At 57.6% G+C, this 25,386-nt stretch carries 24 protein-coding genes, 1 other RNA gene and 1 riboswitch; of the genes, 17 read left to right on the top strand and 8 right to left on the bottom strand.

Going from position 1 to position 25,386, the window contains the following annotated elements; genetic code table 11:
* Positions 1–28: 28 nt before the first annotated feature.
* Complete coding sequence (locus AC2FLA_RS10760; RefSeq protein ID WP_496722099.1) at positions 29–526, top strand: protein-tyrosine phosphatase family protein; 498 nt, start codon at positions 29–31, stop codon at positions 524–526.
* Positions 527–533: 7 nt separating this feature from the next.
* Here AC2FLA_RS10760 and AC2FLA_RS10765 read toward each other — a convergent pair whose 3' ends face one another.
* Complete coding sequence (locus AC2FLA_RS10765; RefSeq protein ID WP_496722101.1) at positions 534–941, bottom strand: hypothetical protein; 408 nt, start codon at positions 939–941, stop codon at positions 534–536.
* 84 nt (positions 942–1,025) lie between these two features.
* A riboswitch (cobalamin riboswitch) is annotated at positions 1,026–1,245 on the bottom strand.
* A gap of 144 nt (positions 1,246–1,389) precedes the next feature.
* Here AC2FLA_RS10765 and AC2FLA_RS10770 point away from each other — a divergent pair.
* Complete coding sequence (locus AC2FLA_RS10770; RefSeq protein WP_496722103.1) at positions 1,390–2,247, top strand: alpha/beta hydrolase family protein; 858 nt, start codon at positions 1,390–1,392, stop codon at positions 2,245–2,247.
* 8 nt (positions 2,248–2,255) lie between these two features.
* On the opposite strand, the gene rsgA is transcribed toward AC2FLA_RS10770, so the two are convergent.
* From rsgA to AC2FLA_RS10785, 3 genes are all read right to left on the bottom strand, one after another.
* Positions 2,256–3,284 carry a ribosome small subunit-dependent GTPase A gene (gene rsgA / locus AC2FLA_RS10775; RefSeq protein WP_496722105.1) on the bottom strand — a complete coding sequence of 343 codons (1,029 nt, stop codon included), beginning with the start codon at positions 3,282–3,284 and terminating at the stop codon, positions 2,256–2,258.
* A gap of 158 nt (positions 3,285–3,442) precedes the next feature.
* An RNA gene (ffs, locus tag AC2FLA_RS10780) (signal recognition particle sRNA small type) lies at positions 3,443–3,541 on the bottom strand.
* 39 nt (positions 3,542–3,580) lie between these two features.
* Positions 3,581–5,410: a bifunctional 2',3'-cyclic-nucleotide 2'-phosphodiesterase/3'-nucleotidase gene (locus AC2FLA_RS10785; RefSeq protein WP_496722107.1), complete on the bottom strand. Its 1,830-nt coding sequence runs from the start codon at positions 5,408–5,410 to the stop codon at positions 3,581–3,583.
* Between the two features lie 207 nt (positions 5,411–5,617).
* Between AC2FLA_RS10785 and nudC the strand changes: the two genes are divergently transcribed.
* The 3 genes from nudC to AC2FLA_RS10800 are packed head-to-tail and all read left to right on the top strand — an operon-like array spanning position 5,618 to position 7,600.
* Positions 5,618–6,598, top strand: coding sequence for an NAD(+) diphosphatase (gene nudC / locus AC2FLA_RS10790; RefSeq protein WP_496722109.1), 981 nt, complete (start codon positions 5,618–5,620; stop codon positions 6,596–6,598).
* Positions 6,599–6,638: 40 nt separating this feature from the next.
* Entirely contained in the window at positions 6,639–7,106 is a 468-nt protein-coding gene (locus tag AC2FLA_RS10795; protein ID WP_496722111.1) for an SRPBCC family protein, read from the top strand.
* Positions 7,107–7,132: 26 nt separating this feature from the next.
* Positions 7,133–7,600 carry a GNAT family N-acetyltransferase gene (locus AC2FLA_RS10800; protein WP_496722112.1) on the top strand — a complete coding sequence of 156 codons (468 nt, stop codon included), beginning with the start codon at positions 7,133–7,135 and terminating at the stop codon, positions 7,598–7,600.
* A 12-nt stretch (positions 7,601–7,612) separates the two neighbouring features.
* On the opposite strand, the gene AC2FLA_RS10805 is transcribed toward AC2FLA_RS10800, so the two are convergent.
* Positions 7,613–8,446, bottom strand: coding sequence for a prephenate dehydratase (locus AC2FLA_RS10805; protein ID WP_058279807.1), 834 nt, complete (start codon positions 8,444–8,446; stop codon positions 7,613–7,615).
* Between the two features lie 119 nt (positions 8,447–8,565).
* Here AC2FLA_RS10805 and AC2FLA_RS10810 point away from each other — a divergent pair, with 119 nt between their 5' ends.
* From AC2FLA_RS10810 to AC2FLA_RS10830, 5 genes are all read left to right on the top strand, one after another.
* Positions 8,566–9,072, top strand: coding sequence for a c-type cytochrome (locus AC2FLA_RS10810; RefSeq protein ID WP_496722165.1), 507 nt, complete (start codon positions 8,566–8,568; stop codon positions 9,070–9,072).
* A 174-nt stretch (positions 9,073–9,246) separates the two neighbouring features.
* A complete protein-coding gene (locus AC2FLA_RS10815) occupies positions 9,247–11,151 on the top strand; it encodes an extracellular solute-binding protein (RefSeq protein WP_496722114.1) in 1,905 nt (634 codons plus the stop codon).
* 9 nt (positions 11,152–11,160) lie between these two features.
* Positions 11,161–12,246, top strand: coding sequence for a microcin C ABC transporter permease YejB (locus AC2FLA_RS10820; RefSeq protein WP_058272504.1), 1,086 nt, complete (start codon positions 11,161–11,163; stop codon positions 12,244–12,246).
* Positions 12,247–13,353 carry an ABC transporter permease gene (locus AC2FLA_RS10825; protein ID WP_108861177.1) on the top strand — a complete coding sequence of 369 codons (1,107 nt, stop codon included), beginning with the start codon at positions 12,247–12,249 and terminating at the stop codon, positions 13,351–13,353.
* On the top strand, positions 13,350–14,927 hold the full coding sequence (locus AC2FLA_RS10830; RefSeq protein WP_496722116.1) for an ABC transporter ATP-binding protein: 1,578 nt from the start codon (positions 13,350–13,352) through the stop codon (positions 14,925–14,927). Before AC2FLA_RS10825 ends, AC2FLA_RS10830 begins: the two co-directional genes overlap by 4 nt.
* A gap of 20 nt (positions 14,928–14,947) precedes the next feature.
* Here AC2FLA_RS10830 and AC2FLA_RS10835 read toward each other — a convergent pair whose 3' ends face one another.
* Entirely contained in the window at positions 14,948–16,876 is a 1,929-nt protein-coding gene (locus AC2FLA_RS10835; protein ID WP_496722118.1) for an elongation factor G, read from the bottom strand.
* Between the two features lie 177 nt (positions 16,877–17,053).
* On the bottom strand, positions 17,054–18,409 hold the full coding sequence (gene hemN, locus AC2FLA_RS10840; protein ID WP_496722120.1) for an oxygen-independent coproporphyrinogen III oxidase: 1,356 nt from the start codon (positions 18,407–18,409) through the stop codon (positions 17,054–17,056).
* A gap of 64 nt (positions 18,410–18,473) precedes the next feature.
* On the opposite strand from hemN, the gene fnrL reads away from it, so the two are divergent.
* Both fnrL and AC2FLA_RS10850 read left to right on the top strand, forming a co-directional pair.
* The gene (fnrL, locus tag AC2FLA_RS10845; RefSeq protein WP_496722122.1) at positions 18,474–19,214 is read left to right on the top strand and encodes a transcriptional regulator FnrL; all 741 of its coding nucleotides are present in this window, start codon (positions 18,474–18,476) and stop codon (positions 19,212–19,214) included.
* Between the two features lie 64 nt (positions 19,215–19,278).
* Positions 19,279–19,533, top strand: coding sequence for a GlsB/YeaQ/YmgE family stress response membrane protein (locus tag AC2FLA_RS10850; RefSeq protein ID WP_058272498.1), 255 nt, complete (start codon positions 19,279–19,281; stop codon positions 19,531–19,533).
* 47 nt (positions 19,534–19,580) lie between these two features.
* Here AC2FLA_RS10850 and AC2FLA_RS10855 read toward each other — a convergent pair whose 3' ends face one another.
* Positions 19,581–20,420: a universal stress protein gene (locus AC2FLA_RS10855; RefSeq protein ID WP_496722124.1), complete on the bottom strand. Its 840-nt coding sequence runs from the start codon at positions 20,418–20,420 to the stop codon at positions 19,581–19,583.
* Between the two features lie 195 nt (positions 20,421–20,615).
* Here AC2FLA_RS10855 and ccoN point away from each other — a divergent pair, with 195 nt between their 5' ends.
* From ccoN to AC2FLA_RS10880, 5 genes are all read left to right on the top strand, one after another.
* The gene (gene ccoN, locus AC2FLA_RS10860; RefSeq protein ID WP_108861216.1) at positions 20,616–22,223 is read left to right on the top strand and encodes a cytochrome-c oxidase, cbb3-type subunit I; all 1,608 of its coding nucleotides are present in this window, start codon (positions 20,616–20,618) and stop codon (positions 22,221–22,223) included.
* Between the two features lie 14 nt (positions 22,224–22,237).
* Positions 22,238–22,966, top strand: coding sequence for a cytochrome-c oxidase, cbb3-type subunit II (ccoO, locus tag AC2FLA_RS10865; RefSeq protein WP_058272496.1), 729 nt, complete (start codon positions 22,238–22,240; stop codon positions 22,964–22,966).
* 11 nt (positions 22,967–22,977) lie between these two features.
* Positions 22,978–23,214, top strand: coding sequence for a CcoQ/FixQ family Cbb3-type cytochrome c oxidase assembly chaperone (locus AC2FLA_RS10870; protein ID WP_058272495.1), 237 nt, complete (start codon positions 22,978–22,980; stop codon positions 23,212–23,214).
* Positions 23,211–24,074, top strand: coding sequence for a cytochrome-c oxidase, cbb3-type subunit III (ccoP, locus tag AC2FLA_RS10875; RefSeq protein ID WP_496722127.1), 864 nt, complete (start codon positions 23,211–23,213; stop codon positions 24,072–24,074). The genes AC2FLA_RS10870 and ccoP overlap by 4 nt, the downstream gene beginning before the upstream one ends.
* A 423-nt stretch (positions 24,075–24,497) precedes the next feature.
* Entirely contained in the window at positions 24,498–25,358 is an 861-nt protein-coding gene (locus tag AC2FLA_RS10880) for a LysR family transcriptional regulator (protein ID WP_496722129.1), read from the top strand.
* Positions 25,359–25,386 lie beyond the last annotated feature (28 nt).

Below are 25,386 nucleotides of genomic sequence, written 5' to 3' on the forward strand. Positions count from 1 at the left end.
TGGGCTGGTGGCAGTAGGAGCATAAGCTTTGGCAAAATTTGCAATCTACGCGCTGCCTGTTGGCTCAGGCACCTTGGCGCTGTCCCCTTTGCCTGGCGGCGGCGGTGGGTATGTGGACGATCTAAGGGTGATACAGGACTGGAACCCCGATCTGGTGATTTCAATGACCACTGAGGCCGAGATGCAGCCGGTCGGTGCAGGCAGTTTTGGTAGAGACGTTCAAAGCAGACCCGCTACCTGGGTGCATCTTCCGGTCGAGGACTTTGGCGCGCCGCCCCAGCCAATCGAAACTCTTTGGCCCCAAGCCAGCGCAGCCGCCCGGCAGGTTCTGTCCGACGGTGGACGCGTGCTGGTGCATTGCCGTGGCGGTTGTGGGCGGTCGGGGATGGTCGCGCTGAGGCTCATGGTGGAATGTGGCGAAGATCCAAACCACGCGCTAAACCGGCTGCGCTTGGCCCGACCATGCGCGGTGGAAACGGATGAGCAGAAGGCTTGGGCCATGAAACCGGCCCAGAGCGATCGGTGAACTAGGATCAGGCCGTGGCTTGTTGAACAACCTGATGCGATGGACGCGGTGCAAGGGCCGATGCCTGAAGCATGGCGCAAGGCAAGGCCGCCAAAACACCAGCAGGCAGAGTGGAAAAGTCAGGGCCGAACATCATATCGGCGTATTCGTCCAACGTGTCGGCTGAGTCGCCTGTGTTTGTCCCGCAATAGACCCTGATCCGGGCCGGGCTGGCGCGAAACCGTGCGGTGCAACCCTCATCGCAATGGGTCAGTTCGCTGGAGCCGTCCACCTCAAATTCGCTGGTCGTCATTGGTTGTGCTGTTGCCATCGCCTCGGCCAAGGCCCGAGCCATTTGGGCCAATGCGGGGCAGGTTTTCCCCGTTTTCTGGCACAGGGTGGCGGTGAATTCGTGGGTCGTTGTCTTCCAGATCATAATGCGCCCTCCGCGCGGTGAGCGGGGGACGTGGAACAGGGAACTCAGCGTACTGAAGACCTGCCCGGACACCCCGCCCGAGTTTCGGTTTTTACTTTGATGGCAGGTCTCCTGACTTGCGGGTCATTGCTTTGCCGACCTTCCCAGCCTTTCGGCCAGTGGTATTTCGGCATTGCTTACCGCTTACAGTTGCGGGGGCAGTCGCGGCCTTGGTCCGTTCCGGCATTGCCGGGCTGGACCGCACCGAGTTCCCTTTTCATCCCGCCCCAATATAAGGACGAGAACCATCACCTCATCGCTAGCGGTTGTAAGTGGCTTGAGTCAAGCGGGCTGTTTTCCATCGTTCAAGTGGACGCTTGGTCACTTTGAAAATCTGTTGACTCCAGTCGCGCAAAAGCGCCGATATGCCATATGTGAACCGAATAGTTCAGATGCTTGCGAGGGCACCATGTTGGACAACACTCCGGTCGTTTTGACCGAAGATTTCACGTTTTCTGCCGGAGACGCCGAACTGTCGGCACGGCTGTATATGCCTGCCTCGGCACCTGATGTGGCGGTTGTAGTCCATGCCGCCACAGGCGTACCGCGCGACTATTACCAGCATTTTGCGCGGTGGTTGGTGGAAGAACAGGGTATGGCCTGTCTGACCTATGACTATCGCGATTTTGGCCACTCTCTACGCGGGCGCCTGCGCGATTCGCAGGCCACGATGGCTGACTGGGCGTTGATCGACATGCCCGCTGCTCGCGCCGAAATGCGGCGCAGATTTCCCGCCGCCCAGCAGTGGAGCATTGGCCATTCGGTGGGTGGAATGCTGGGGCCAATTCAGCCCGATATTGAGCAGATCGACCGGATGATCTGTGTCTGTTCAGGTTTGGTGACGGTATCCGACCACCCCTGGCCGTATCGCGCACTGGCGACAATGTTCTGGTATGCCCACCCGCCATTGCTGGTTAAGGCATTGGGATACCTGCCGGGCAAGGCACTTGGGTTCGGCTCGGACCTCCCGGCGCGTGTCTACTGGCAGTGGCGCAAATGGTGCACCGCTGCGCTGAGCTACGTGCCGGAAATCGGCAAAAGCCTTCCAGACGCCCGTTGGGCTGCGTCGGAAACACCCGTCGATCTGTTCACAATGGACGATGATCAGGTGGTGCCCCCGAACGCGGTTTGGCGCCTGGCCGATCTTTACGGTCCCAAAGCCCGCCGGCATCAGTTGTCGCCGAAAGACTTTGGATTGGCCGAGGTCGGTCACATCGGCGCATTTGCGCGCCGAAATGCGGCCATATGGCCCCGGTTGATCGCCTGAGCCGGTACTTACAGCTTTTTGCGGGATTTCTTGTCCTGCATCACCGATCGTACCATCTTACCAAAGGCCTTGTCGCGCGCACGAGACTGCGCCACGGTTTCCGAGTTCCTTTCATCTTCACGCCGCAGCTTTCGCCAGCGCTCTAACCGCTCTGCGTCCAGTGTTCCGTTGGAAATCGCATCCTGCACGGCGCAGCCCGGTTCAGCCTGATGCTGACAATCGGAAAAGCGGCAGGTCTGAGCCAATTCAAGAATGTCGGAAAAGACCTCGTCGACACCATCTTGTGCATCCAGCAACCGCAAAGCCCGCATGCCGGGTGTATCGACCAACCAGCCTCCGTTCTGCATCGGATGCAACGCGCGCGCCGTTGTCGTGTGCCGCCCGCGCGCGTCGTCCTCGCGAATGCCGGACGTTGCCGCATCCAGACCAGTCATGGCGTTGACCAATGTTGTCTTGCCGACACCGGATGAGCCGACCAGTGCGGCGGTCTGCCCGGTGGGGCACCAGGACAGAACTTGCTGAACGTCCATGGCATCCAAAGCATTGATTGCCAGCACGGTCAGAAACGGAGACAGCGACACGGCTGCTTTGGAGTATTTGTCAGGATCGGTGCAGGTATCGGCCTTGGTTAGTATGACGACCGGATAGCACCCGGCCTGGTGTGCCAAAGCCAAATACCGTTCCAGCCGGGCAAGATTAAAGTCGGCATTGCAGGAACTGACGATGAACAGCACATCCACATTGGCGGCGATCAACTGGGCCTCGGCCCCAGTTCCGGCGGCGCGGCGTTTCAAAAGGCTGCGGCGTTCCAGCAATTGTTGAACGCGGTTTTGATCATCCGCCAATACCCAGTCGCCGACGGCAAAGTCGCCCGTCGGCTGGTTTAGGGTGAGCAGCGGTGTTTCACCATTGATGCTTGCGCCGATCAGGCGATCACGGTGAACGGCTGTGATGCGAAAGGGAGCGCATTTTGGATTGGCCGCATGTTGTGCGGCAAAGTATGAGGACCATCCCAGGTCCGAAAGTGTAAAGGACATTGTTCTGCCTGTGTTCAGGTACAGCAAGCCGTCTGCATGGCGGTCGCGCATCCAGCGGTGATGTGTTCAGGCAGGTTTGAGGGTCGGCCTCAGAAACGCTCTGCCCAAAGGGTTTTTGCTACAATCATAAAAGCCCTCCTGCGGCTAACGGTTCAAGTAAGTGAGAGGTTGGACATCGACCCAAGCGGGGCTCGTTGTGGCTGCTTCCTTCCGGACCTGACCAGGTTGGCGAGGCGCTCGCCCGCGCCAACCTCTCGAAATTCGATATAGGGAAGACACGTAGAAATGACAACCCGTCACAGTGAGAGTTGAATGCGCAAAAACCCTTCGGCATCCGTTCCAGCCAGCGTTGGGCTGAACTCTGCGATGTCTGGGAGGTGACGTTGTGCCTGTTGACCGGTCTTCAACAGGACAGAGGACCCCGGCATGGGCGCAAAACGGAATGGGCAGGGGCTCTGTTCCAGCGATTCCGTGGGCAATGCTCCGGTCAGGTAATCCTTCAGCGCGTGTTGGATCGGCAAAGCCGGAACGTTGATGATTTCGGCGCCCCGTATGAACGGAAAATGCCCGCCGCCGCTGGCCCGATAATTGTTCAGTGCAACAACAAAGCGTTGTTCGGCCGTCACCGCGTGGCCTTGGAAACGAAGATCTGAGATACGCCGGTATGCCGGATTTGCCAGATGTCCATCCGCATCGAACCGAGGCGGAACGCTCAGGTCGATCACGTAGCTTAGCCCGAATAGTACATCGAAATTGTGTCCGGCTCGATCAGGATTGACCAATTCAGTTTGCGCGCCAGGTTTCACCTGATTGAAAACGCCCGCAGACATTTCAAGCCAATCTCTGACGTGCTCTCCTGACACCGCGACCGCACGAAGTTCGTTTGGAAAGATGTTCAGATCAGCCACGTGTCGCATGCGCATCACGCCCGCAGGAATGTCCGAGTAAAAGCGAGGCCCGGCGCGACCACCGAATTTCGAAGGCGCTACGGCAGACAGCAAAGGTGTCGCTTCATGGCGTGTGCCCTTCAGGTTCTGGCGCACAGCAGAAGCCTGTGCTGCTGCCACCATCGCAAGCCCGCGATCCTTGGCGCAAAAGCTGAAATAGCTGTGCAGGTGCTGATCCGTATGCCCAATTGGTTCCCCGGCCCGTTTTCGTGTTGCGGAATGCACATCCGAAAATATCGCCACCAACAGCGGGTCTTCGGGTGCAGGTTCAGCACCCGAGACCGGGCGCAGTTCAGAGCGATGCTCCACGACCGACCAGCCCTTTTCAGTCGTGGCAGTCAGCGTCAGATCAATCACGCCAAGATGAGATCCGGCAGATCCCGGCATGACCACAGGTGTGCCATGCACCATACCGCCAGTGGCATCGACGTGTTCCAGCCCAGCGTGCGACTTCCCCGGCAGGGTCAGATGCGTGTGCCCGGCGACGATGGCGTCTATACCCTCAATCGTGGCAAGGGGGATTATCGCGTTTTCAAGATCGGGCGCGGGGTCGACGGACCCCAACCCCGTATGGGCAAGCGCAACGATCACGTCGCAGCCGCGGGATCGAAGCTCAGACACTTTAGTACGCGCGCAGGTCAGGATGTCGTCTATCCGGACGTCATCACCCAGCCGATGAGATTCCCAATTCCGGGTCTGCGGCGGAACCACCGAGAAGACGCCGACGGTTAGCGAGGCTTGGTGCCCCGCGACCTCAACCCGGCGGGTTAGAACTGCCTGATCCTGCCAGACCTCGTTAGCGCCCGGGCGATGAACATTGCTGCAAACCACCGGACAGGGGGCCTGCGAAAGGATGCGGTCCAGTATATCTTGACCGAGCCCGAAATCATGATTGCCCAACCCGATCGCATCATACTCTAACGCGCCAAGGGCCTGCATCAGCGCATGCGGCTTGTCAGCTTGCTCGGCGGCCATATCCCCAACCGGAGTTCCCTGCAGCGAATCGCCATTGTCAAAAAGCAGCACGGTTGAGCCTTCCGCCTGCGCCTCAGTTCGGGCTTCGAGGATCAGACTGGCGGTTCGGGTCAGGCCAATTGTGGGTTCAGGGGTGTCAGAATAGTAATCAAAACTCCTCAAGTTCATATGAAGATCCGTGGTGGCCAGTATTCGGATCTGCACGGTCTGCGAAGGCAGAGAAGGGGAAGGTTTCAAATTTCTACTTTTGGCAGTTTTGTCTTAGTCATTTTCAACAAAAAGATTAATCACAGTGAATTGCAAGGCTTAGCTGTGTTCATTCGATGGCGACCTGTGATTTTGAGGGTGAAACACCGTTGCAACTGATTGACCGACATGGCAGCCCTGTGCGGACAAGTCTAAGGATAACTTATGAAAAATGCGGAATATGTGACGTTTGGTAGCTCGGGGCTGGATCGTGCGGCGCATATTCGTGGGGATGCTGATGCGGTCGCGCGGGCGCGAACGCATCCCGATGCAAAATGCCTGCTGTTGTGGCGCGGTAAAGTCTTGGTTCAGGGTGAGGCGCTGGATCGATTGGGGCTGATCGCGATGTCGCATAAGCTGGTCGAAAACGGGCCGGGCGGTTCCGTCGAGCAGCCTGTATTCCTGGGACTATCAGATGACGCGCCGGTGTTTGCCACTGATATTTCGGGCTGGACGGCTGATGGGTTGGACGTGTCCGGTGTCGGAGGCTTTATCGACAAGTCAGAGCAACAGCACCCGGACTTGCCCCACGGCCATGTTTTTGCCGAACTGCGCCGGATCATGACCCGTTTGTCGGCGCGTGACGCCGAACTGGCGGCCTCGGCCAAGGCGGTGACTGCATGGCACGACACGCATCGGTTTTGCGCCCGGTGCGGCGCAGCCAGCGAACTTGTGCAGGCTGGGTGGCAGCGCAGTTGTCCGTCCTGTGGTGGGCAGCACTTTCCGCGTACCGATCCGGTCGTCATCATGTTGATTACCAGTGGCGATTCAGTGCTGATGGGGCGTTCGCCGGGCTGGCCGGAAGGGATGTATTCGCTGCTGGCAGGGTTTGTTGAACCGGGTGAAACGCTTGAGGCCGCAGTCCGCAGGGAAGTGATGGAAGAGGCCGGGGTGCCCGTGGGTGAGGTCCGTTACCTGTCCAGCCAACCCTGGCCGTTTCCGGCCTCTTTGATGTTCGGCTGCGCAGGTGAGGCGTTGTCGCGCGACATCACCATCGACCCGGTCGAAATCGAAGATGCGATGTGGGTTACCAAATCCGAGATGATGCAGGCCTTTGCCGGTGAACACCCCGTTTTGCTGCCAGCCCGCAAGGGTGCGATTGCGCATTTTCTTTTACAAAACTGGCTTGCAGATACATTGGACTGACAAAATACTGTTCTTAAAAGCGAGAGAACCCCGAACCACAATGCAGTTTACAGTGCGCGAAGATATCGAAGCTCCCATCAACTCGGTGTTCGAAATGGCGGCCGACTTTGACCGATTCGAACGGATCGCAATGCGGCGCGGGATCGAGGTCCGGCGGATTTCCGGCGAATTGGGCGTTGTTCCGGGCACAAGTTGGGAAACAGAATTCAGGTTACGCGGAAAGCCACGTCAGATTTCCGTGCAGATGGCGGAATGCGACCCGCCTTCGCTGATGCGATTCGAAGCGGCAAGCAAGGGGATGAACGGGATCACCACGGTCGAGCTTTTGGCCCTGTCGCAGCGCCGCACGCGTATAAGCGTTGATATGTCCCTGTCAGCCAAATCCCTGCCTGCGCGGCTGCTGTTACAATCACTAAGGCTTGGGCAATCCCGGTTTCGCCGACAGTTTCAGTTGCGCCTGACCGAGTTCGCACGGGAAATGGAACAACGTCACATTCATGGCGGCTGATTATCCAAAGCTTTGGTGGGAACGAGATGGATAGTTTTATTGTTCGTGAGGCGGTGTTGACGGATGCCCAAGGTATCTCAGAGGTGCTGCGGGACATCGCAGCGGCCGGAAAGCGTAACAAGCGCTGCGACGTTGATTTTGCCCGCGAGCATTACGTGGCCGACCCCGACCGGATCAGATGTTCTGTCGCTGTTCAAGTGGAACAGGTCCTGGGATTTCAATCGTTGAAATGGGCGTTCGAAAACAACCCATATGGTGCTCCGGTCGGGTGGGGCGTCATTGGAACGCATATTCGCCCGTCGGCCGCACGGCGCGGTGTCGGGCGTGCCCTGTTTCGTGCGACGCTCTTGGCGGCACGGCAAAGTGGACTACCGGCCATTGACGCGACCATTTCGGCCACAAACGCCGAAGGATTGGCCTATTATTCGGCAATGGGCTTTGTGGACTACCGGCAGCACGAGGGCGCCCGGCGCAAAAGCTTCTCTGTGACTTGAACCGAGGTCGCTTCAGCCGCGCGGTTGAGCCGCTGGGTAGACGCCCAAAATCTCGACATTCGTGGTGAAGTGTTCCAGTTCTTCCATCGCCAGCTGTACGTTCCGGTCGTCCGGGTGGCCCACGATATCGGCATAAAACTGGGTCGCAGTGAAGGACCCATCGACCATGTAGCTTTCCAGCTTGGTCATGTTGATGCCGTTCGTCGCAAACCCGCCCATCGCTTTGTAAAGCGCAGCCGGAATGTTGCGCACCTGAAAAACAAAACTGGTGATCATGCCGTGTTCTCCGCGGCGTGACATGTCGGCCTGCTGTGACATCACCAGAAAGCGCGTGGTGTTGTTGTCGCGGTCTTCAATGTGCCGGGCAAGTACGTTCAAGCCGTAGATTTCGCCGGCCAACTCGCTGGCCAATGCTGCGGAATGCACCTCGCCTTGTTCCGAGACCTCGCGGGCCGCACGCGCGTTGTCAGGACTGACGCGTCCTTTGATGTTGTGCTCTTTCAAAAACCCGGCGCATTGCGGTAGCAGAACCAGGTGCGAGTGTGCCTCGGTGACATCCTCGATTTTGGCCCCAGGAACGGCAAGAAGGTTGATGTGAACGCGCACGAACGCTTCTTCGATGATGTGCAACCCGCTGTGGGGAAGCAAACGGTGGATATCGGCGACCCGGCCGTACGTGGTGTTTTCGACCGGCAGCATTGCCAATTCAGCCTCACCTGCGCGGACCGATTCGATCACATCTTCGAAAGTTCGGCAGGGCAGGGCCTCCATATCGGGGCGGGCATTGCGGCAGGCCTCGTGGCTGTAGGCGCCGGGTTCTCCCTGAAATGCAATACGTTTGGTCATTTGGTCGATTCCGTGCAACAAGTTCGATAATTGGGCGTTTAGTCGCGGTGTCTATACCTTGCCTCTTGTAAGGGGAAGCCTTAGACACCCCGCAGACAGCTGAAATGGACTCGCGATCAATGTTCGACACGATGACAGTTACCAAGGCCGCAGCAGGCCTGTTTGGCACCTTCCTGGTGCTGCTTCTGGCCAAATGGGGTGCCGAAGTGCTTTACCATGCGGATGGGCATGGTGAGACGGCCTCGTATATTATCGAAACCGAAAGCTCTGGTGAAAGCGCTGACGGCGAAGAAGTGGTGTTCGAAGACATGCTGGCCGCCGCAGACCCCGAAAAGGGCGCGAGGGTTTTCCGCAAGTGTACTGCCTGCCACAAGTTGGAAGACGGCGCCAACGGCACAGGCCCCTACCTGTTTGCAATCGTGGATCGCCCGGTCGCTACGGCCAAAGGTTTCGGCGGCTACTCAGCGTCGATGCAGGCGCATGGCGGAAACTGGACTCCCGAGGCGCTGGACGCATTCATCGCCAAGCCCAGCGCATATATCTCGGGTACGTCCATGAGCTTTGCCGGTCTGAAAAAACCGCAAGACCGGGCAGACCTGATTGCTTATCTGCAGACCATCAACTGATCTTTCGCTCAGTTTTGACGCATTCAAAAGCCGCTGCCCCGTGCAGCGGCTTTATTTTTTGTCTAAGTAAATCTTCACAAAGTGTTCACGCACTCTAAACTTGAAACTGGCAGTGCTGGTCTTTTAGCTGGCGCAAACAATATTAAAGACGTCAACGAGCAGGGGATCAGCCACATGAAATCCAATAGAGTTACCGCTTTAGCGCGAACAAGGGATTTCGGACGCTTAGTTCACATTCTGGCTTTGGGGGCATTGCTCTGTGCAGCCGCTGCAACTCAGCTTTTTGCTGAGGAAAAGATAATCAAATCATATGGGTTCTCGGAATTCGGTGATTTAAAGTACCCCGAAGGCTTTGCGCATTTCGACTATGTGAACCCGGATGCGCCACGTGGTGGAGAACTCTCCTATGCGGCGCAAGGCACGTTCGACAGCTTTAATCCCTATACCAGGCAGGGCCGGGCTGGCGCGCGGTCGGCAGATCACTACGAAAGCCTGCTGGTTCCGTCCTATGACGAACCAGCGGCCTACTATGGCCTGCTAGCCGAAAGCCTGGAGTACCCCGAAAGCTATGATTGGGTGATCTTCAACATCCGCCCCGAGGCGCGGTTTTCCGACGGCACACCGGTGACGGCCGAGGATGTGGTGTTTTCCCATAATCTGCTGCTGGACCAAGGGCTGAAATCTTATGCCGACGCAATTCGCCAACGGATCCCCAAGGCCGAGGCGCTGGATACCCATCGTGTAAAGTTCTACTTCTCGCCAGATTTCCCCCGCCGAGGCCGGATTTCTCAAGTTGGGGCCACGTCGATTTTCTCTAAGAAATGGTTCGAGGAAGACCCTGAAAACCGCCGGTTGGACAAGTCGCGGCTGGATCCGGGTATCGGCTCGGGGCCGTATGTTCTGGATGATTATGACATCAACCGGCGCATCGTCTACAAGCGCAACCCCGATTATTGGGGCAACGATGTCAACGTTAACATGGGCCGCAACAACTTTGACACCATCCGCGTTGAGTATTTCGCCGATTCCATTGCTGCAATGGAGGGGTTCAAGGCGGGCACATTTACCCTTCGGCAGGAAAACAACTCAAAAAGCTGGGCAACGGCCTATGATTTCCCGGCAATTGCGAATGGCTCTGTCGTGCGGGCCGAACTGGCAGACGGAAATGTGCCGTCGGCGTCGGGCTTCATCATGAACCTTGACCGGCCAAAGTTTCAGGATCCCCGCGTTCGCGAAGCTATTCAGCTGGCATATAATTTCGAATGGACGAATGAGAGCCTGCAATATGGGCTATTCCAGCAACGTAGTTCGTTCTGGGAAGGAACGCATCTAGAGGCGACCGGCCAGCCCGAAGGGCGCGAGCTTGAGGTGTTGCAAGAATTGGGCGACGCACTGGACCCCGCCATCCTGACCCAGGAACCGGTTTCGGCGCATGAATCCCGGGCCGCCCGCCAAAATGACCGCGGCAACTTGCGTAAGGCGATGAAACTGCTGGACGAAGCTGGCTGGCTTGTTGGGGATGACGGCATTCGTCGCAACGACAAGGGCGAAGTGCTGTCTGTTGCATTTCTGTCCGACCAGCCAACGCTGGACAGGCTTATTCAACCCTTCGTCGCCAATTTGCGGGCAATGGGGATTGATGCGAGTTACAACCGGGTGGACAACGCCCAGTTCACCTTGCGCCGCCGGGACCGTGATTTCGACATGATTGTTGGCGGGTACCCGAGGTCGTTGCAGCCGTCGACAGGGTTGTATCAGCAGTTCGGAACCGAAGCGGCCTCTTACTCGGTCTTCAACCCGTCGGGTGTGCATGGCCCGGATATCGAACCGCTGATCGATAACATTGCCTCTGCCGAAGACAGCGAAGAGCTGTTTGCAAACGTCCGCGCATTGGACCGCGTCCTGCGCGCGAAGCGGATCATGGTTCCCACGTGGTATCTGGGCAAGCACTGGGTTGCCTACTGGGACATGTACGAATACCCGGAAAATCTGCCGCCTTACGCATTGGGTGTTGAAGACCTCTGGTGGATCAACGAAGAGAAAGAGGCCGAGTTGAAATCCTCCGGCGCCTTGAGGTAATCCGCCCCCATGGGAGCATATATTCTTAGACGACTGTTGCTGGTCATCCCAACCCTGCTTGGGATCATGATCGTCAACTTCACGCTGGTTCAGTTCGTTCCTGGCGGTCCGATTGAACAGATCATCGCCCAGTTGGAAGGTGGCGGTGATGTGTTTGAAGGGATCGCCGGCGGCGGCAGTGACATCGAGCAACAAACCGGCGGTACGAATGACCGTTACATTGGTGCGCGTGGCCTTCCGCCCGAGTTTATCGAAGAGCTGGAAAAGGAATTCGGATTCGACAAACCGCCGGTTGAGCGGTTCTTCGACATGATGGGCAATTACCTGACGCTGGACTTTGGCGAAAGCTATTTTCGGTCGATCAGCGTAACCGATCTGGTGCTGGAGAAGATGCCGGTGTCAATCTCGCTGGGTCTGTGGTCCACGTTGATCGCGTATCTGGTGTCAATCCCGCTGGGCATTCGCAAGGCGATTAAGGACGGCTCACAGTTCGACACCTGGACCAGCGGCGCGATCATCGTAGCCTATGCTATTCCCGGGTTCCTGTTTGCGATCCTGCTGTTGGTTCTGTTTGCCGGGGGATCTTATTGGCAGATATTCCCGCTTCGGGGGCTGACCTCGGATAACTGGGACAGCCTCAGCCTGTTTGGCAAGATCGTCGACTACTTCTGGCACATTGCCCTGCCGATTATCGCGCTGACGATTTCTGCCTTTGCGACGCTGACTCTGCTGACCAAGAACTCGTTTCTGGACGAGATCAAAAAACAATATGTCATGACCGCCCGCGCCAAGGGTCTGAGCGAAAGTCAGGTTCTGTACGGCCATGTTTTCCGCAACGCGATGCTGATCGTAATCGCCGGATTCCCTGCGGTTTTCATCGGCGTCTTCTTCGGGGGGTCGATCATCATCGAAACGATCTTCTCGCTTGACGGTCTCGGCCGTCTGGGGTTCGAGGCCGCAGTGGCGCGCGACTATCCGGTGATCTTTGGAACCTTGTTCATCTTTGGCTTGATGGGGTTGGTTGTCGGCATCATCAGTGACCTGATGTATGTGCTGGTCGACCCGCGCATCGATTTCGAAAAGCGGGAGGGGTAAATGGCCCTTTCTCCTCTCAACCAGCGTCGCTGGCGCAATTTTCGTCGTAATGGGCGTGCATTCTGGTCGCTGATGGTCTTTTCCGTCCTTTTCGGCCTATCGCTATTCGCCGAGTTCATCGCCAATGACAAACCAATCCTCGTAAAATACCGGGGTGAATTTTACACACCGATCTTCAATTTCTACGCGGAAACCGAATTCGGCGGTGATTTCCAGACCGAGGCGATCTATCGCGACCCCGAGGTGCAGTGTTTGATCGACAGCGGTGGCATCGAAGACTGTTTTGACGATCCCGAGGGGATTATCGACGAAATCAAGGCCGGTACATTCCAGGCAGAAGGGTACGAGCGTGGCTGGGCCGTCTGGCCGTTGATCCCGTATTCCTTCAACACCAGCGTTGATCGCCCCGGTGCAGCGCCGCTGCCACCCAACGGACAAAACCTGCTGGGCACGGATGACACCAAGCGCGACGTATTGGCCCGTGTAATTTATGGCTTCCGCCTGTCGATTTTGTTCACGCTTATGGTCACGGGTGTGGCCAGTCTGGTTGGGATATTCGCCGGGGCCATTCAGGGCTTTTTTGGCGGCTGGCTGGACCTGATCTTCCAACGGATCATCGAAATCTGGTCAGCGACGCCTTCGCTTTACGTCATCATCATCATGTTCGCCATTCTGGGTCGAAGTTTCTGGCTGCTTGTCGCGCTGATGATCCTGTTCAGCTGGACCGGGCTTGTGGGAGTTGTGCGCGCCGAGTTCCTGCGGGCGAGAAATCTGGAATACGTACGCGCCGCACGGGCGCTGGGTGTGGGCAATATGACAATCATGTTCCGCCACATGCTGCCCAACGCGATGGTCGCCACGCTGACCTTCATGCCCTTTATCGTGACGGGCACCATCGGCGGCTTGGCCTCATTGGATTTTCTGGGCTTCGGCCTGCCATCTTCCGCCCCGTCTTTGGGTGAGTTGACCTTGCAGGCCAAGCAGAACCTGCAGGCACCGTGGCTGGCCTTCACCGCCTTTTTCACCTTTGCCATCATGCTGTCGCTACTGGTCTTCATCTTCGAAGGCGTGCGCGATGCATTTGATCCCAGAAAGACCTTTTCATGAGCCTGCTGGATGTGAACAACCTCAAGGTCTCGTTCCGTCAGGACGGGCAGGTGAGCGCAGCAGTCAAGGGCGTGTCCTTTACTGTGGATCGGGGTGAAACGGTTGCGCTGGTAGGCGAATCCGGATCCGGAAAATCAGTCACTGCGCTGTCGACAGTGTCTTTGCTGGGCGACAGTGCAATTGTCGAAGGCTCGGTCACCTATGAAGGGCAGGAGATGATCGGCGCGTCTGACCAGCGCCTGATGGATGTGCGCGGCAACGACATCAGTTTCATCTTTCAGGAGCCGATGACCTCGCTCAACCCGCTGCACACGATCCAGAGACAGATGGCCGAGTCGCTGGCATTGCACCAGGGTCTGACAGGTGATGCTGCACGGGCCCGGATTGTCGAACTACTGACCAAGGTTGGCATCCGCGATCCCGAGGAGCGCCTGGACAGCTATCCGCATCAATTGTCAGGTGGCCAACGCCAACGCGTCATGATCGCCCTGGCACTTGCCAACAAGCCCGATATCCTGATCGCGGATGAGCCGACAACGGCCCTGGATGTGACCATTCAGGCGCAGATCCTCGAACTGCTGGCCGAGCTTCAGAAATCCGAAAATATGGGGATGTTGTTCATCACACACGATCTTGGGATCGTGCGCCGCATCGCCGACCGGGTCTGTGTGATGAAAGATGGCGAGATTGTCGAGACCGGCCCGACCCAGGAGATATTCGACAACCCCCAACATCCTTATACTCGCAAGCTGCTGGCGGCGGAGCCATCCGGTCACCCCGATCCTGTGGCCCCCGACGCCGAAGAAGTGGCGCGCACCGATCATCTTAAGGTCTGGTTCCCGATCCAGCGCGGGTTCCTGAAACGCACAGTTGGCCATGTGAAGGCGGTGAACGATGCAACGCTCAGCGTACGCGCCGGTGAAACCTTAGGGATTGTGGGCGAAAGCGGCTCAGGTAAGACAACGCTGGCGCTGGCAATCATGCGGTTGATTGCGTCCGAAGGGGCGATAACCTTCCGCGATCAGGATGTACGCCGCTGGTCGACGCGAGAGTTGCGGCGCTTGCGCAAGGACATGCAGATTGTGTTTCAGGACCCATTCGGAAGCCTCAGTCCGCGGATGACCTGCCAGCAGATCATTGCCGAGGGGCTGGCGATCCACAAGGTCGACCCGCACCGCTCGCCACGGGAGCTGGTGACCGAAGTGATGACCGAAGTGGGCTTGGACCCGGCTGCGATGGACCGCTATCCGCACGAATTCTCGGGCGGGCAGCGTCAGCGTATTGCCATTGCACGAGCCATGGTCCTCAGGCCCAAATTGCTGGTTCTGGATGAACCGACCAGCGCCCTGGATATGACTGTGCAGGTTCAGATCGTCGACCTGTTGCGCGATTTGCAGCGTAAGTACGGACTGGCCTACCTATTTATCAGCCACGATCTGAAAGTCGTGCGTGCGATGTCCCACAATGTGATTGTCATGCGAAACGGTGACGTGATCGAAATGGGGTCAGCCGAAGATCTGTTCGAAAACGCCCAGACAGACTATACCCGCGAACTGATTGCGGCGGCGGGCTGAAACCAGCCCGCCCGGGGCTTTCAGGCATTCGCTGTTTCGCGTGCCGCGGATTTTGGAACCGGGCCGCGAAGCTCTTCGTAATGGTCGAATTGCAGTTTTACCCACCCGGTGCCGCGTGTCGCGCTGGCGAGGGTGCGGTGTAACTCGTCTTCGGCCACAGCAGGCAGTTGGGCATTGAAAATCTCCCATCCAGACGCGTTGGGATTGCCTTCAAAGCCCAGAACCTGACCCTGCAGCGAACTGATCGTAGGCACCAGGTCGCCCACGAAATCCGAGGGCAGGTGAATTTCGGCGTTCAGGATGGGCTGCAGCACGACCGGTTTCGCTTGCGGCAAAGCCTCCCGCACCGCGTTCTTGCCCGCAGTGCGGAACGCATAGTCAGAACTGTCGACGTTGTGATGCTTGCCATCGCTGAGCGTGACTTTGACATCCACAACGGGAAACCCCTCGGGCCCTCGCACCAGAGCATCCTTGGCCCCGTGTTCGACCGAAGGGATATAGTTTCTGGGCACAGCGCCCCCTTTGACGATCTCTACGAATTCGAACCCGGCCCCACGTGGGGTCGGAGCGATCGAGATCACCACATCGGCAAATTGTCCTGCGCCGCCGGATTGTTTGCGGTGGCGATGACGATGTTCGATCGGTGCGCGGATGGTCTCGCGATAGGCCGTCTCAACCGTCTGGGTCTCAATCTCGATACCGAAGTCTTCGGCCAGTTTGGCGCTGACCCGGCGCATATGCTGAGGCCCCTGCGATCCCAGAACCGCATGACCGCTCAGTTCATCGTGTTGCAGGTGCAGTCCGGGGTCGATCTCGACCAGTCGGGATAACGCGTTTGACAGGCGTACATCGTCGCGCTCATGTGCAGGCGACACAATTTGCCGGTGGGCGGCCGGATGGGCCTCGGCCCATTCCGGTAACGGTGTAGTTCCGGTGTTGTCGTACAGGTTGCCGGGATTGAGGTGGTCGGATTTCACGGCCAGCCCGATCTGGCCAGCTTCCAATTCCGAAATTTGTGTTTTGGCATCCAGTGTCGTCAGGTTGCCAACCGTTTCGCCGCCCAGAGCTTCATGCGCTTTGACGCCCTTTCCCAGACCGCGCAGCACGATGATTTTTCCGATGTGCTTTTTAACATCCGCGAACCCGGCAATTGCGCGCGCGTCTTCAGCTGCTTCGTCCCGCCCGGCGGCGATGTTGAATTCAGGAGCTTCGTGACGCAGCGCTTTCATCAAACGGGTCAACCCGTTGCCGTGGCTGGCGGACCCCAGGCAGGCCGGGATCAACTGATGGTTTTGCAGAACCTGCGCGGCCAGATCATAGATTTCTGCGCTGGGCGGCTGTTTGTCCTCAATCAGTTGCTCCAACAGATGATCATCGAAATCTGAAAGCGTCTCCAACAATTCGGTTCGGGCTTCCTGTTCCCGGTCTTCGACGGACTGCGGAAGTTCGATCAGGGCCGAGGGTTGCCCTTCCTGATACTTCCATGCCCGTTCCGAGATCAGGTCGACCGCGCCGATGATCGCCTCGCCATCGCGGATTGGAACCTGCCGCAATGCGATGTGGTGTGTGCAATAGGTTTGCAGAGCGGCGATGATATCGCGGATGCGTCCGTTAGGGGTGTCCATGCGATTGATGAACAGAAAGCAGGGAATACTCGCCTCTTCGACCAGCCGCAGATAAGGGGCGCAAAGCACGGCGGCGTCCGGGTCGGGCGGTACGACAACGACAGCAGCATCCGAGATCGCCATGGCAGGGCCGACATAAGCCATGGTGTCGCTGCCACCATTCACGTCGATGGCACACCAGGGTTCGTCCAAGTAAGAAAAACCGTGCAAATGCACGGTTCCGGAAACGTCGAATGTGGTTGGCCGGCCATCAAGGCGGCTAATGGCCTCGACCAGTGTTGTTTTGCCCGAGTGGCTGGGGCCGAGGACAGAAAAAACGCGCATGAATGCAGTCCCTCTTTCAAGTTGCAGAACGGCTGCACGAAAAAGTCGGTCGAGCGCGAACGCGTCGGCACATACTGTCTGATACTCTGCCTGCCTCAGGCACGGGGCGGATTTCCACCCGCCCTACAAGTGTGGGGAAAACCCACCCTCCGCGTCAAGTCCTGTCCTGCGTCGGTATCAGATCGCCGAGCTGTGTCCCGCCTTGCTCAGATCATAGGCGTCAAAGGTGCGGGCGACCATTCGGGTCAGCGCGCGCGCCTCGGGCGGGATGAACAGGCCGTCTTCAGAGATGCTTAGCAACCCGTCGAAGGTTGCGTTTGCAGTCTGATACATCTCCTGCAATTCCGCGGCGGTGATGTTGTGGTCGCGCAGTATCTCGGCGGTATCTATCCGGAAATCGCACATCAACGCTTCAATCAATCGGGCGCGCAAGATGTCTTGGCCTTTGAACAAATGCCCACGGGATATTGAGAACCCGCCCTCGCGGATCGCTTTGGTATGCGCCGACGTTGCGGGTGCGTTCTGGGCGTATCCTTGCGGGAATCGTGAGATCGAGCTCGCACCAATCCCGATCAAAACGTCGGACTGATCGTCGGTGTAGCCCTGAAAGTTGCGCTTTAGCCTTCCCGTATTCAGTGCGTGCGTCAGCCCGTCATCCTGCGTGGCAAAGTGGTCAATGCCGATTTCGGCATACTTGTCCCACAGGAACAGGCGCCGGGCCGTATCGAACAGATCCAGGCGGTCTTCGGGCGTTGGCAGGGCATCCGTCGGGATCAGCTGTTGCCGCTTGGCCATCCACGGCACATGCGCATAGCCGTACAACGCCACCCGGTCCGGGCTGAGCGACAGCAATTTCTGCACGCTTTCAGTCATCCGCGCCTTGGTCTGGTGCGGCAGACCATACAGAATATCGGCATTCAGGCTGGCGATGCCGCGCGCGCGGATCATTTCTATGGCCTTGCGGGTGGTGTCGTAACTTTGGATGCGCCCGATGGTTTTCTGGATTTCGTCGTCGAAATCCTGCACGCCGATAGACGCACGGTTCATGCCGGCCTCGGCCAATGCATCGAGCCGACCCTCGTCAATCTCGTTCGGGTCGATTTCGACCGAGAACTCTGCATCCGGCCCCAGCGGGACAATCTCAAGAATCCGGGCGGCCAGATCGCGCATCAAATCGGGGTTCAGCAGGGTGGGTGTACCACCGCCCCAATGCAGGCGCGAAAGGGTTACACCCGCAGGAAGGTGGGCGGCCAGCAGGTCCAGCTCGGCCTTGAGGACATCCACATAGGCGATCACCGGGTTGTCGGTCTGGGTGCCTTGCGTCCGGCAGGCGCAGAACCAGCACAGCCTGCGGCAGAACGGGACGTGGACGTACAGCGACACGGAACTGCCGGGCTTGATCCCGGAAATCCAGTCGCCAAAAAGACTTGGCCCCACATCGTTGCTGAAATGTGGGGCGGTGGGATAGCTTGTGTAACGCGGGACTTTCGCGTCAAATAGTCCAAGCTTTGATAATTGCGGTTTCACTATCATACCGATACCGTTAAGGCACGGCCGTCTACGAAACCTTGACTGAGATCAAGTGGAACCGCGAACGATGTTAAAAGCGCAATTTGACCATACCAACTGTTCGGACTGCCCCATTCGGCATCGCGCCGTCTGTGCACATTGTGATATCGATGAATTGGAAGCGCTTGAAGGCATCAAGTATTATCGGACCTTTGAGGCGGGCCAAACGGTTATCTGGTCGGGGGATCAGATGAATTTTGTGGGCTCTGTCGTGTCGGGCATCGCCTCGTTGACCCAGACGATGGAAGATGGGCGGACGCAAATGGTCGGCCTGCTATTGCCCAGCGATTTTGTTGGACGACCCGGTCGCGAAACAGCGCCCTACGATGTGCTGGCCACAACAGATTTGGTTATGTGCTGTTTTCGCAAGAAACCGTTCGAAACCCTGATGGGTAGCACCCCGCACATCGCCCATCGACTGCTGCAGATGACACTGGATGAGTTGGACGCGGCGCGTGAATGGATGTTGGTTCTGGGGCGCAAGACCGCGCGCGAGAAGATTGCAAGCTTGCTGTCAATCATTGCCCGGCGGGACGCTTCAATTGCGCCCAAGCAAAAACCTGGCCCGATCGTTTTCGATCTTCCTCTGACACGTGAGGCTATGGCAGATTACCTGGGATTGACCTTGGAAACCGTAAGTCGCCAGATTTCGGCCCTGAAGAAAGAGGGGATTATCGAGTTGGAAGGCAAACGCCACGTGACAATCCCCGACATGCGGCGTCTGATGGACGAGGCCGGCGACGACTCGGATGGCGGTTTTCTGGTTTAAGCCTGTTCTGCTGCGTGCAGTCGTGATTTACTGAACCTGTGAATGAACCACGCAGGAGCAAGGCATGGAATTCAGTAGCATTTTGGCAATGCTTGTCATCGGCGCGATCGCCGGATGGCTGTCGGGAAAAATCATGGAAGGCCGCGGGTTCGGCCTGATCGGAAATATCATAGTCGGAATCGTGGGCGCCTTTCTTGCAGGCTTGATTTTCCCGGCGCTGGGTTTTTCGGTCGGTGGTGGTGTGTTTTCGGCGATACTCTTCGCAACCATCGGCGCGGTCATTCTGTTGTTTGTGATTGGCCTCATAAAACGCGTTTAGGCCATCCGTCCGAACGGATGGCCCCCCCGAATCGTAAGCACTTACAGTCAGTGTGCCAGAAACACTGGTACCGAGGCTTGTTCCAACATGTTTCGGGTTGCCCCACCCAGGATGGCTTCGCGGAACCTTGAGTGGCCGTAAGCGCCCATGACGATCATGTCCGCTTCGCTGTCGGCGGCGTGCCTGTTCAGGATGTCTGACACACGGGTCATGGTTTTGCTGAGCACGTCGATCTCACACTTGGTCCCGTGCCGGGCCAGCATCTGAGACAATAGCCCGCCGGGATCAGAGCGGTCAGGACCGTGGCGCGGCGGGTCTATAACGACAATCCGAACCAGATCGGCTTGCGTCAGAAAGGGCAGGGCGCATCGGATGGCGCGCATGGCTTCGACACTTTCATTCCATCCGATCATGATAGTGCCGGGTCGCTCGAATGGCGGTGTGTTATCCGGCGTAACCAGAATGGGTGCGTGACCTTCGAACATGGCGGCTTCGACAATAGGCTCAGCCTCGGCGCTGCGGTCTTTGCCATAGGGTTGCGGCAGAACGACCAGATCCGAGAACCTGGCACGATGCGCCACGTGTCGACCAATATCGGCGATCTGAGCGACCCCGCTTTCGGCAGACCAGCGAATACCGGATTTGCCCAGATATTCCTGTGTGTGCGTCAGCAGCTCCTCTGCGTCTGCATTGGCACGGCTCAGCGTTTCTTGCAGGACCAGCGCATTGGCGCCTGCATAGTAATAGCCCGCCTGGCTTCGATCTACGCCAAGGCACAATGCTTCGGCATGCGCATCCTGTGCAATTGCCAGCGCGGCCATTTGCGCCAACGCCGATTGTGATTGTTCCGAGTCGGTTACGACTGTGAGAAGAGATTTGTACGCCATTTTGACCTCTTGTCTTCGGGGCTGAGACACCTGCGGCTACGCAGCTCAGTCTAAGGCTTAGGATTGTCACAGATTTCGGGTTATCGTCTTGATACAGATCAAAGCAAGATTGGCCGCTGTCGGACAAAACAACGGCCAGTCAAAAGGGTTCCGCGACAAATAAGAATCGCGCGGGGCATGGCAAAGGGACGCAATATGTCAAATTACATCAAGCTGATCGTGCTTGGTCTGATCGCGATATTCGCGGCGATCGGAACCAATTACGCACGCGATTTGGCGTATCAGGTGCATGCAATTCTGGTGATGCTGATCGCCGGTGGATTGTTCATCTGGACGCTGCGAAATACGGATGAGCCAGATATCCTCGTCGACCGTTCGGCCGAGTACATGGATGACGTGATCCGCTATGGCGTGATCGCAACTGCCTTCTGGGGGGTGGTCGGGTTCCTTGCGGGGACTTTTATCGCCTTTCAGCTCGCTTTTCCGGTGCTGAACTTCGAATGGGCGCAAGGTTATCTAAACTTTGGCCGTTTGCGCCCGCTGCACACCTCGGCGGTGATTTTTGCCTTTGGCGGCAACGCGCTAATCGCGACATCGTTCTATGTCGTACAGCGCACAAGCGCCGCGCGCCTGTGGGGCGGAAATCTGGCATGGTTTGTGTTCTGGGGCTATCAGCTGTTCATCGTGCTCGCCGCAACCGGCTACGTTCTGGGCGGGACCCAGTCCAAGGAATACGCTGAACCCGAATGGTATGTTGACCTTTGGCTGACCATCGTCTGGGTGGCCTATCTGGCCGTCTATCTGGGGACGATCGTCAAACGGAAAGAACCCCACATCTACGTGGCAAACTGGTTCTATCTGGCCTTTATCGTCACAGTCGCCATGCTGCACCTGGTTAATAACATGACCGTCCCCGTCAGTATCTGGGGTTCTAAATCGGTCATCGTCTGGTCGGGTGTACAAGACGCCATGATCCAGTGGTGGTACGGCCACAACGCCGTGGGCTTTTTCCTGACTGCGGGCTTCCTGGGCATGATGTATTACTTCATCCCGAAACAGGCCGAGCGTCCGGTGTTCAGTTACAAGCTGTCGATCATCCACTTCTGGGCGCTGATCTTCCTGTATATCTGGGCCGGTCCGCACCACCTGCATTATACCGCGCTGCCGGATTGGGCGTCGACGCTGGGCATGGTGTTCTCGATCATCCTGTGGATGCCGTCCTGGGGTGGCATGATCAACGGCCTGATGACCCTGTCGGGCGCATGGGACAAGCTGCGTACTGACCCGGTGATCCGGATGATGGTGATCTCGGTCGGCTTCTACGGCATGTCCACCTTTGAAGGACCGATGATGTCGATCCGTGCGGTGAACTCGCTGTCGCACTATACCGACTGGACCATTGGTCACGTGCACTCGGGCGCGCTGGGCTGGAACGGCATGATCACCTTTGGTGCGCTGTACTTCCTGGTGCCGGTCCTGTGGAAACGTGAGCGTCTGTACTCGCTGCAGATGGTCAGCTGGCATTTCTGGCTCGCCACCATCGGTATCGTTCTGTACGCCGCGTCGATGTGGGTGACCGGTATCATGGAAGGCCTGATGTGGCGTGAAGTGGATGCAAACGGCTTCCTGGTGAACTCGTTCGCTGACACCGTGGCTGCCAAATTCCCGATGTATGTGGTGCGTGCTTTGGGTGGCGTGATGTTCGTCGCTGGTGCGTTGATCATGTGCTACAACCTGTGGATGACTGTGCGGAAAGCGCCGGCCAAAGAGGCCAGCCTGACCGTCGCGGTCCCGGCTGAATAAGGAGGGCCGGAGCAATGGCAATTCTCGACAAACATAAGATCCTCGAGACCAACGCGACCCTCCTGCTGATCTTCAGCTTTTTGGTCGTGACCATCGGTGGCATCGTGCAGATCACCCCGCTGTTCTATCTTGAGAACACGATCGAGAAGGTGGAGGGCATGCGCCCTTACACCCCTCTCGAAATGGCGGGGCGTGACATCTACATCCGCGAAGGCTGCTATACCTGCCACAGCCAGATGATCCGCCCGATGCGGGACGAGGTCGAACGATATGGCCACTACTCGCTGGCGGCCGAGTCGATGTACGACCACCCGTTCCAATGGGGGTCCAAGCGTACTGGACCTGATCTGGCCCGCGTTGGGGGCCGCTATTCCGACCAGTGGCACGTGGATCACTTGCGTGATCCGCAGTCTGTGGTGCCGGAATCGGTGATGCCAAAATATGGCTTCCTCGAGCATCGCAAGATCGACGGCAAGTATATCGGTGATGTCATGGCGGCGAATGCTGTTGTGGGCACGCCCTATACCGAAGAGATGCTGGCAAACGCGCAGGCGGACTTCCGTGCGCAGGCCGACCCGGACAGCGACTATGATGGTCTTCTGGAACGATACGGCGACAAGGTCAGCATTCGAAACTTCGACGGTCAGCCGGAACTGACCGAAGCCGATGCGTTGGTTGCTTATCTGCAGATGCTGGGAACACTGGTCGATTTCTCGACCTTCACCCCAGACCCGAGCCGCTAAAGGAGGGTGTGATGGAAGAATACACAATCCTGAGGCAATTCGCGGATAGCTGGATGCTGTTGGTACTGTTTGTCTTCTTTGTTGGCATCGTGATCTGGGTTTTCCGTCCCGGAGCCAGCAAAGAATACAAGGACACCGCCAACATCCCGTTCCGGCACGAAGATGCCCCTGCGCCCTTCAAGGGTGACGAAACAGCTGCGCCCCGTGGGGGCGACAAACCCGCCACATCCAAGGAGGCGCGGCAATGAGCAAGACACCTGAAAAACAGCCGGGCGATCCAAACACAACCGGACACTCCTGGGATGGCATCGAAGAGTTCGACAACCCGATGCCGCGCTGGTGGCTGTGGACCTTTTACGTCACCATTATCTGGGGCGTGATCTATACGATCATGTATCCGGCCTGGCCGCTGGTTCAGTCCGCAACCGCCGGTGTTCTTGGCTGGTCATCGCGAGAATTGGTGCAAGAAGAGATCGTTTCTTTCGAAGAAGCCAACGCGCCGTGGAACGCCAAACTGGTTGAAACCTCGCTTGAGGTTGTCTCGAAAGATTCCGAGCTGCAGCAATATGCGGTCAACGCGGGCGGCGCGGTATTCCGGACATGGTGCGCACAGTGCCACGGTTCGGGCGCGCAGGGTGCGCCGGGTTTCCCGAACCTGCTGGATGACGCATGGCTCTGGGGTGGTTCGCTGGAAGATATCGAGACCACCATTGCTTATGGTATTCGGAATGAAGAAAGCGACGACGCGCGCTATTCCGAGATGCCAGCCTTTGGTGAAATCCTCGAAAAAGAAGAAGTCACCCAAGTCGTGCAATACGTCATGTCTTTGACCAATGCGCAAAGCGACGATGCGGCGGCGCAGGCGGGCAAAGTTGTTTTTGAGGACAACTGTTCCTCTTGCCATGGCGAAGACGGCAAGGGCGATGTCACCCAAGGTGCTCCGAACCTGACCGACGCGATCTGGCTATACGGCGGCAGCCAGGAAGCTCTGACAGAAACGGTGACCAACAGCCGCTTTGGTGTGATGCCTGCATGGGAAAATCGCCTGAGCGACGCGCAAATCCGTGCTGTCACCGCCTATGTCCACCAGTTGGGTGGCGGTCAGTAACCGCAAAAGAATACCTTCGGACGGTTCGCCGTCCGAAGGTTGAGGCACCGGCTGTTCCATCTGTTCGCGCGTTTCCTGAACAGCCGGTGCTGCCTCTCTACCTTACAAATCACCAGCGAGGCGGTCCAGACGCGGGCTTCGGTTTGCTATTTGCATTGCGAAAAACTGGCACGTTTGTGTTGCTTCCACCAATGACTTTCCGGCAACCAGCGTTGCTTTTGTCTGTCAGGCCGATCCGATGATTTTGGTTCATCCAGCTCATGTGTCTGGGTGGCGATCATGAATGACTTTGCAAGAATTGAGAGCATCTGACATCTCCTGAGTTTTGGTTCTTCTGTCATCAGGATTGATTTTCAGACTGCAAAATGCGACTCAATTAGCATTTCTGTATGTAATCAGGGCTTACATGTGAACTGGATGGAAATGCCGCCGCTCGCATCGCTCAGAGCTTTTTCCGCTTTTGCGGCGACACGGAATGTTGTGGAAGCGGGCAACTCACTGAATGTCAGCCACGCTGCCATCAGCCAGCAATTGCGCGTGCTTGAGAAATTTCTTGGAGTTGCGCTGTTGGATCGGTCCGGCAAATCCATGACCTTGACGCCTGAAGGTGAAAGGTTGGCGCGCGCCGTGCATCTTGGGTTCGGTGCGATTGGCGATGCCTTGGTCGAACTGACCCAATCCAAACAGGATCGTCCGGTTCATGTTTCTTTGACGTCGTCATTTGCCGCGTCATGGCTGATGCCCCGCCTGCCAGCATTTCAGGCCGAACACCCGGATATCCAATTGGCGCTTGATCCGTCACCTGCACTGGTCAGCCTAGATCCCGGCGGTGTCGATGTGGCCATCCGCTATGGTGCAGGCACATGGCCCGGTGTCCGTACAGAAATGTTGCTGCAAAGCCCTATGGTGATCGTCGCGGCCCACAATCTGGTGGGGGAAAAAACGTCGTGGACGCCAGACGAGCTCAGCGAACTGCCTTGGCTTGAAGAGTTCGGCACCACCGAGGCAACCAACTGGCTGGCCCGACGTGGTGTCGGGCACGGGCCAAACGCAGGGCGAATCTCATTGCCCGGCAATCTGCTTTTGGAAGGGTTGCGCGCGGGGCAGGGCGTAACCGTCACGGCGCGGCATTTTGTCGAAGCAGAAATCACGTCGGGCCAAATCATCGAACTGTTTCGCGAGCCCGAAAACAGCGGATATCACCTTGTTACTGGTGATTTCCCTCTGCGTCCGGCGGCAAAAACTTTTATTGCATGGCTCAGGCGGCAAGCTGGTAAGATGTGACAAAAGGTGTCTGCACGATGCGCTTTTG

The organism is Ruegeria sp. CDSA033 (genome assembly GCF_059612305.1).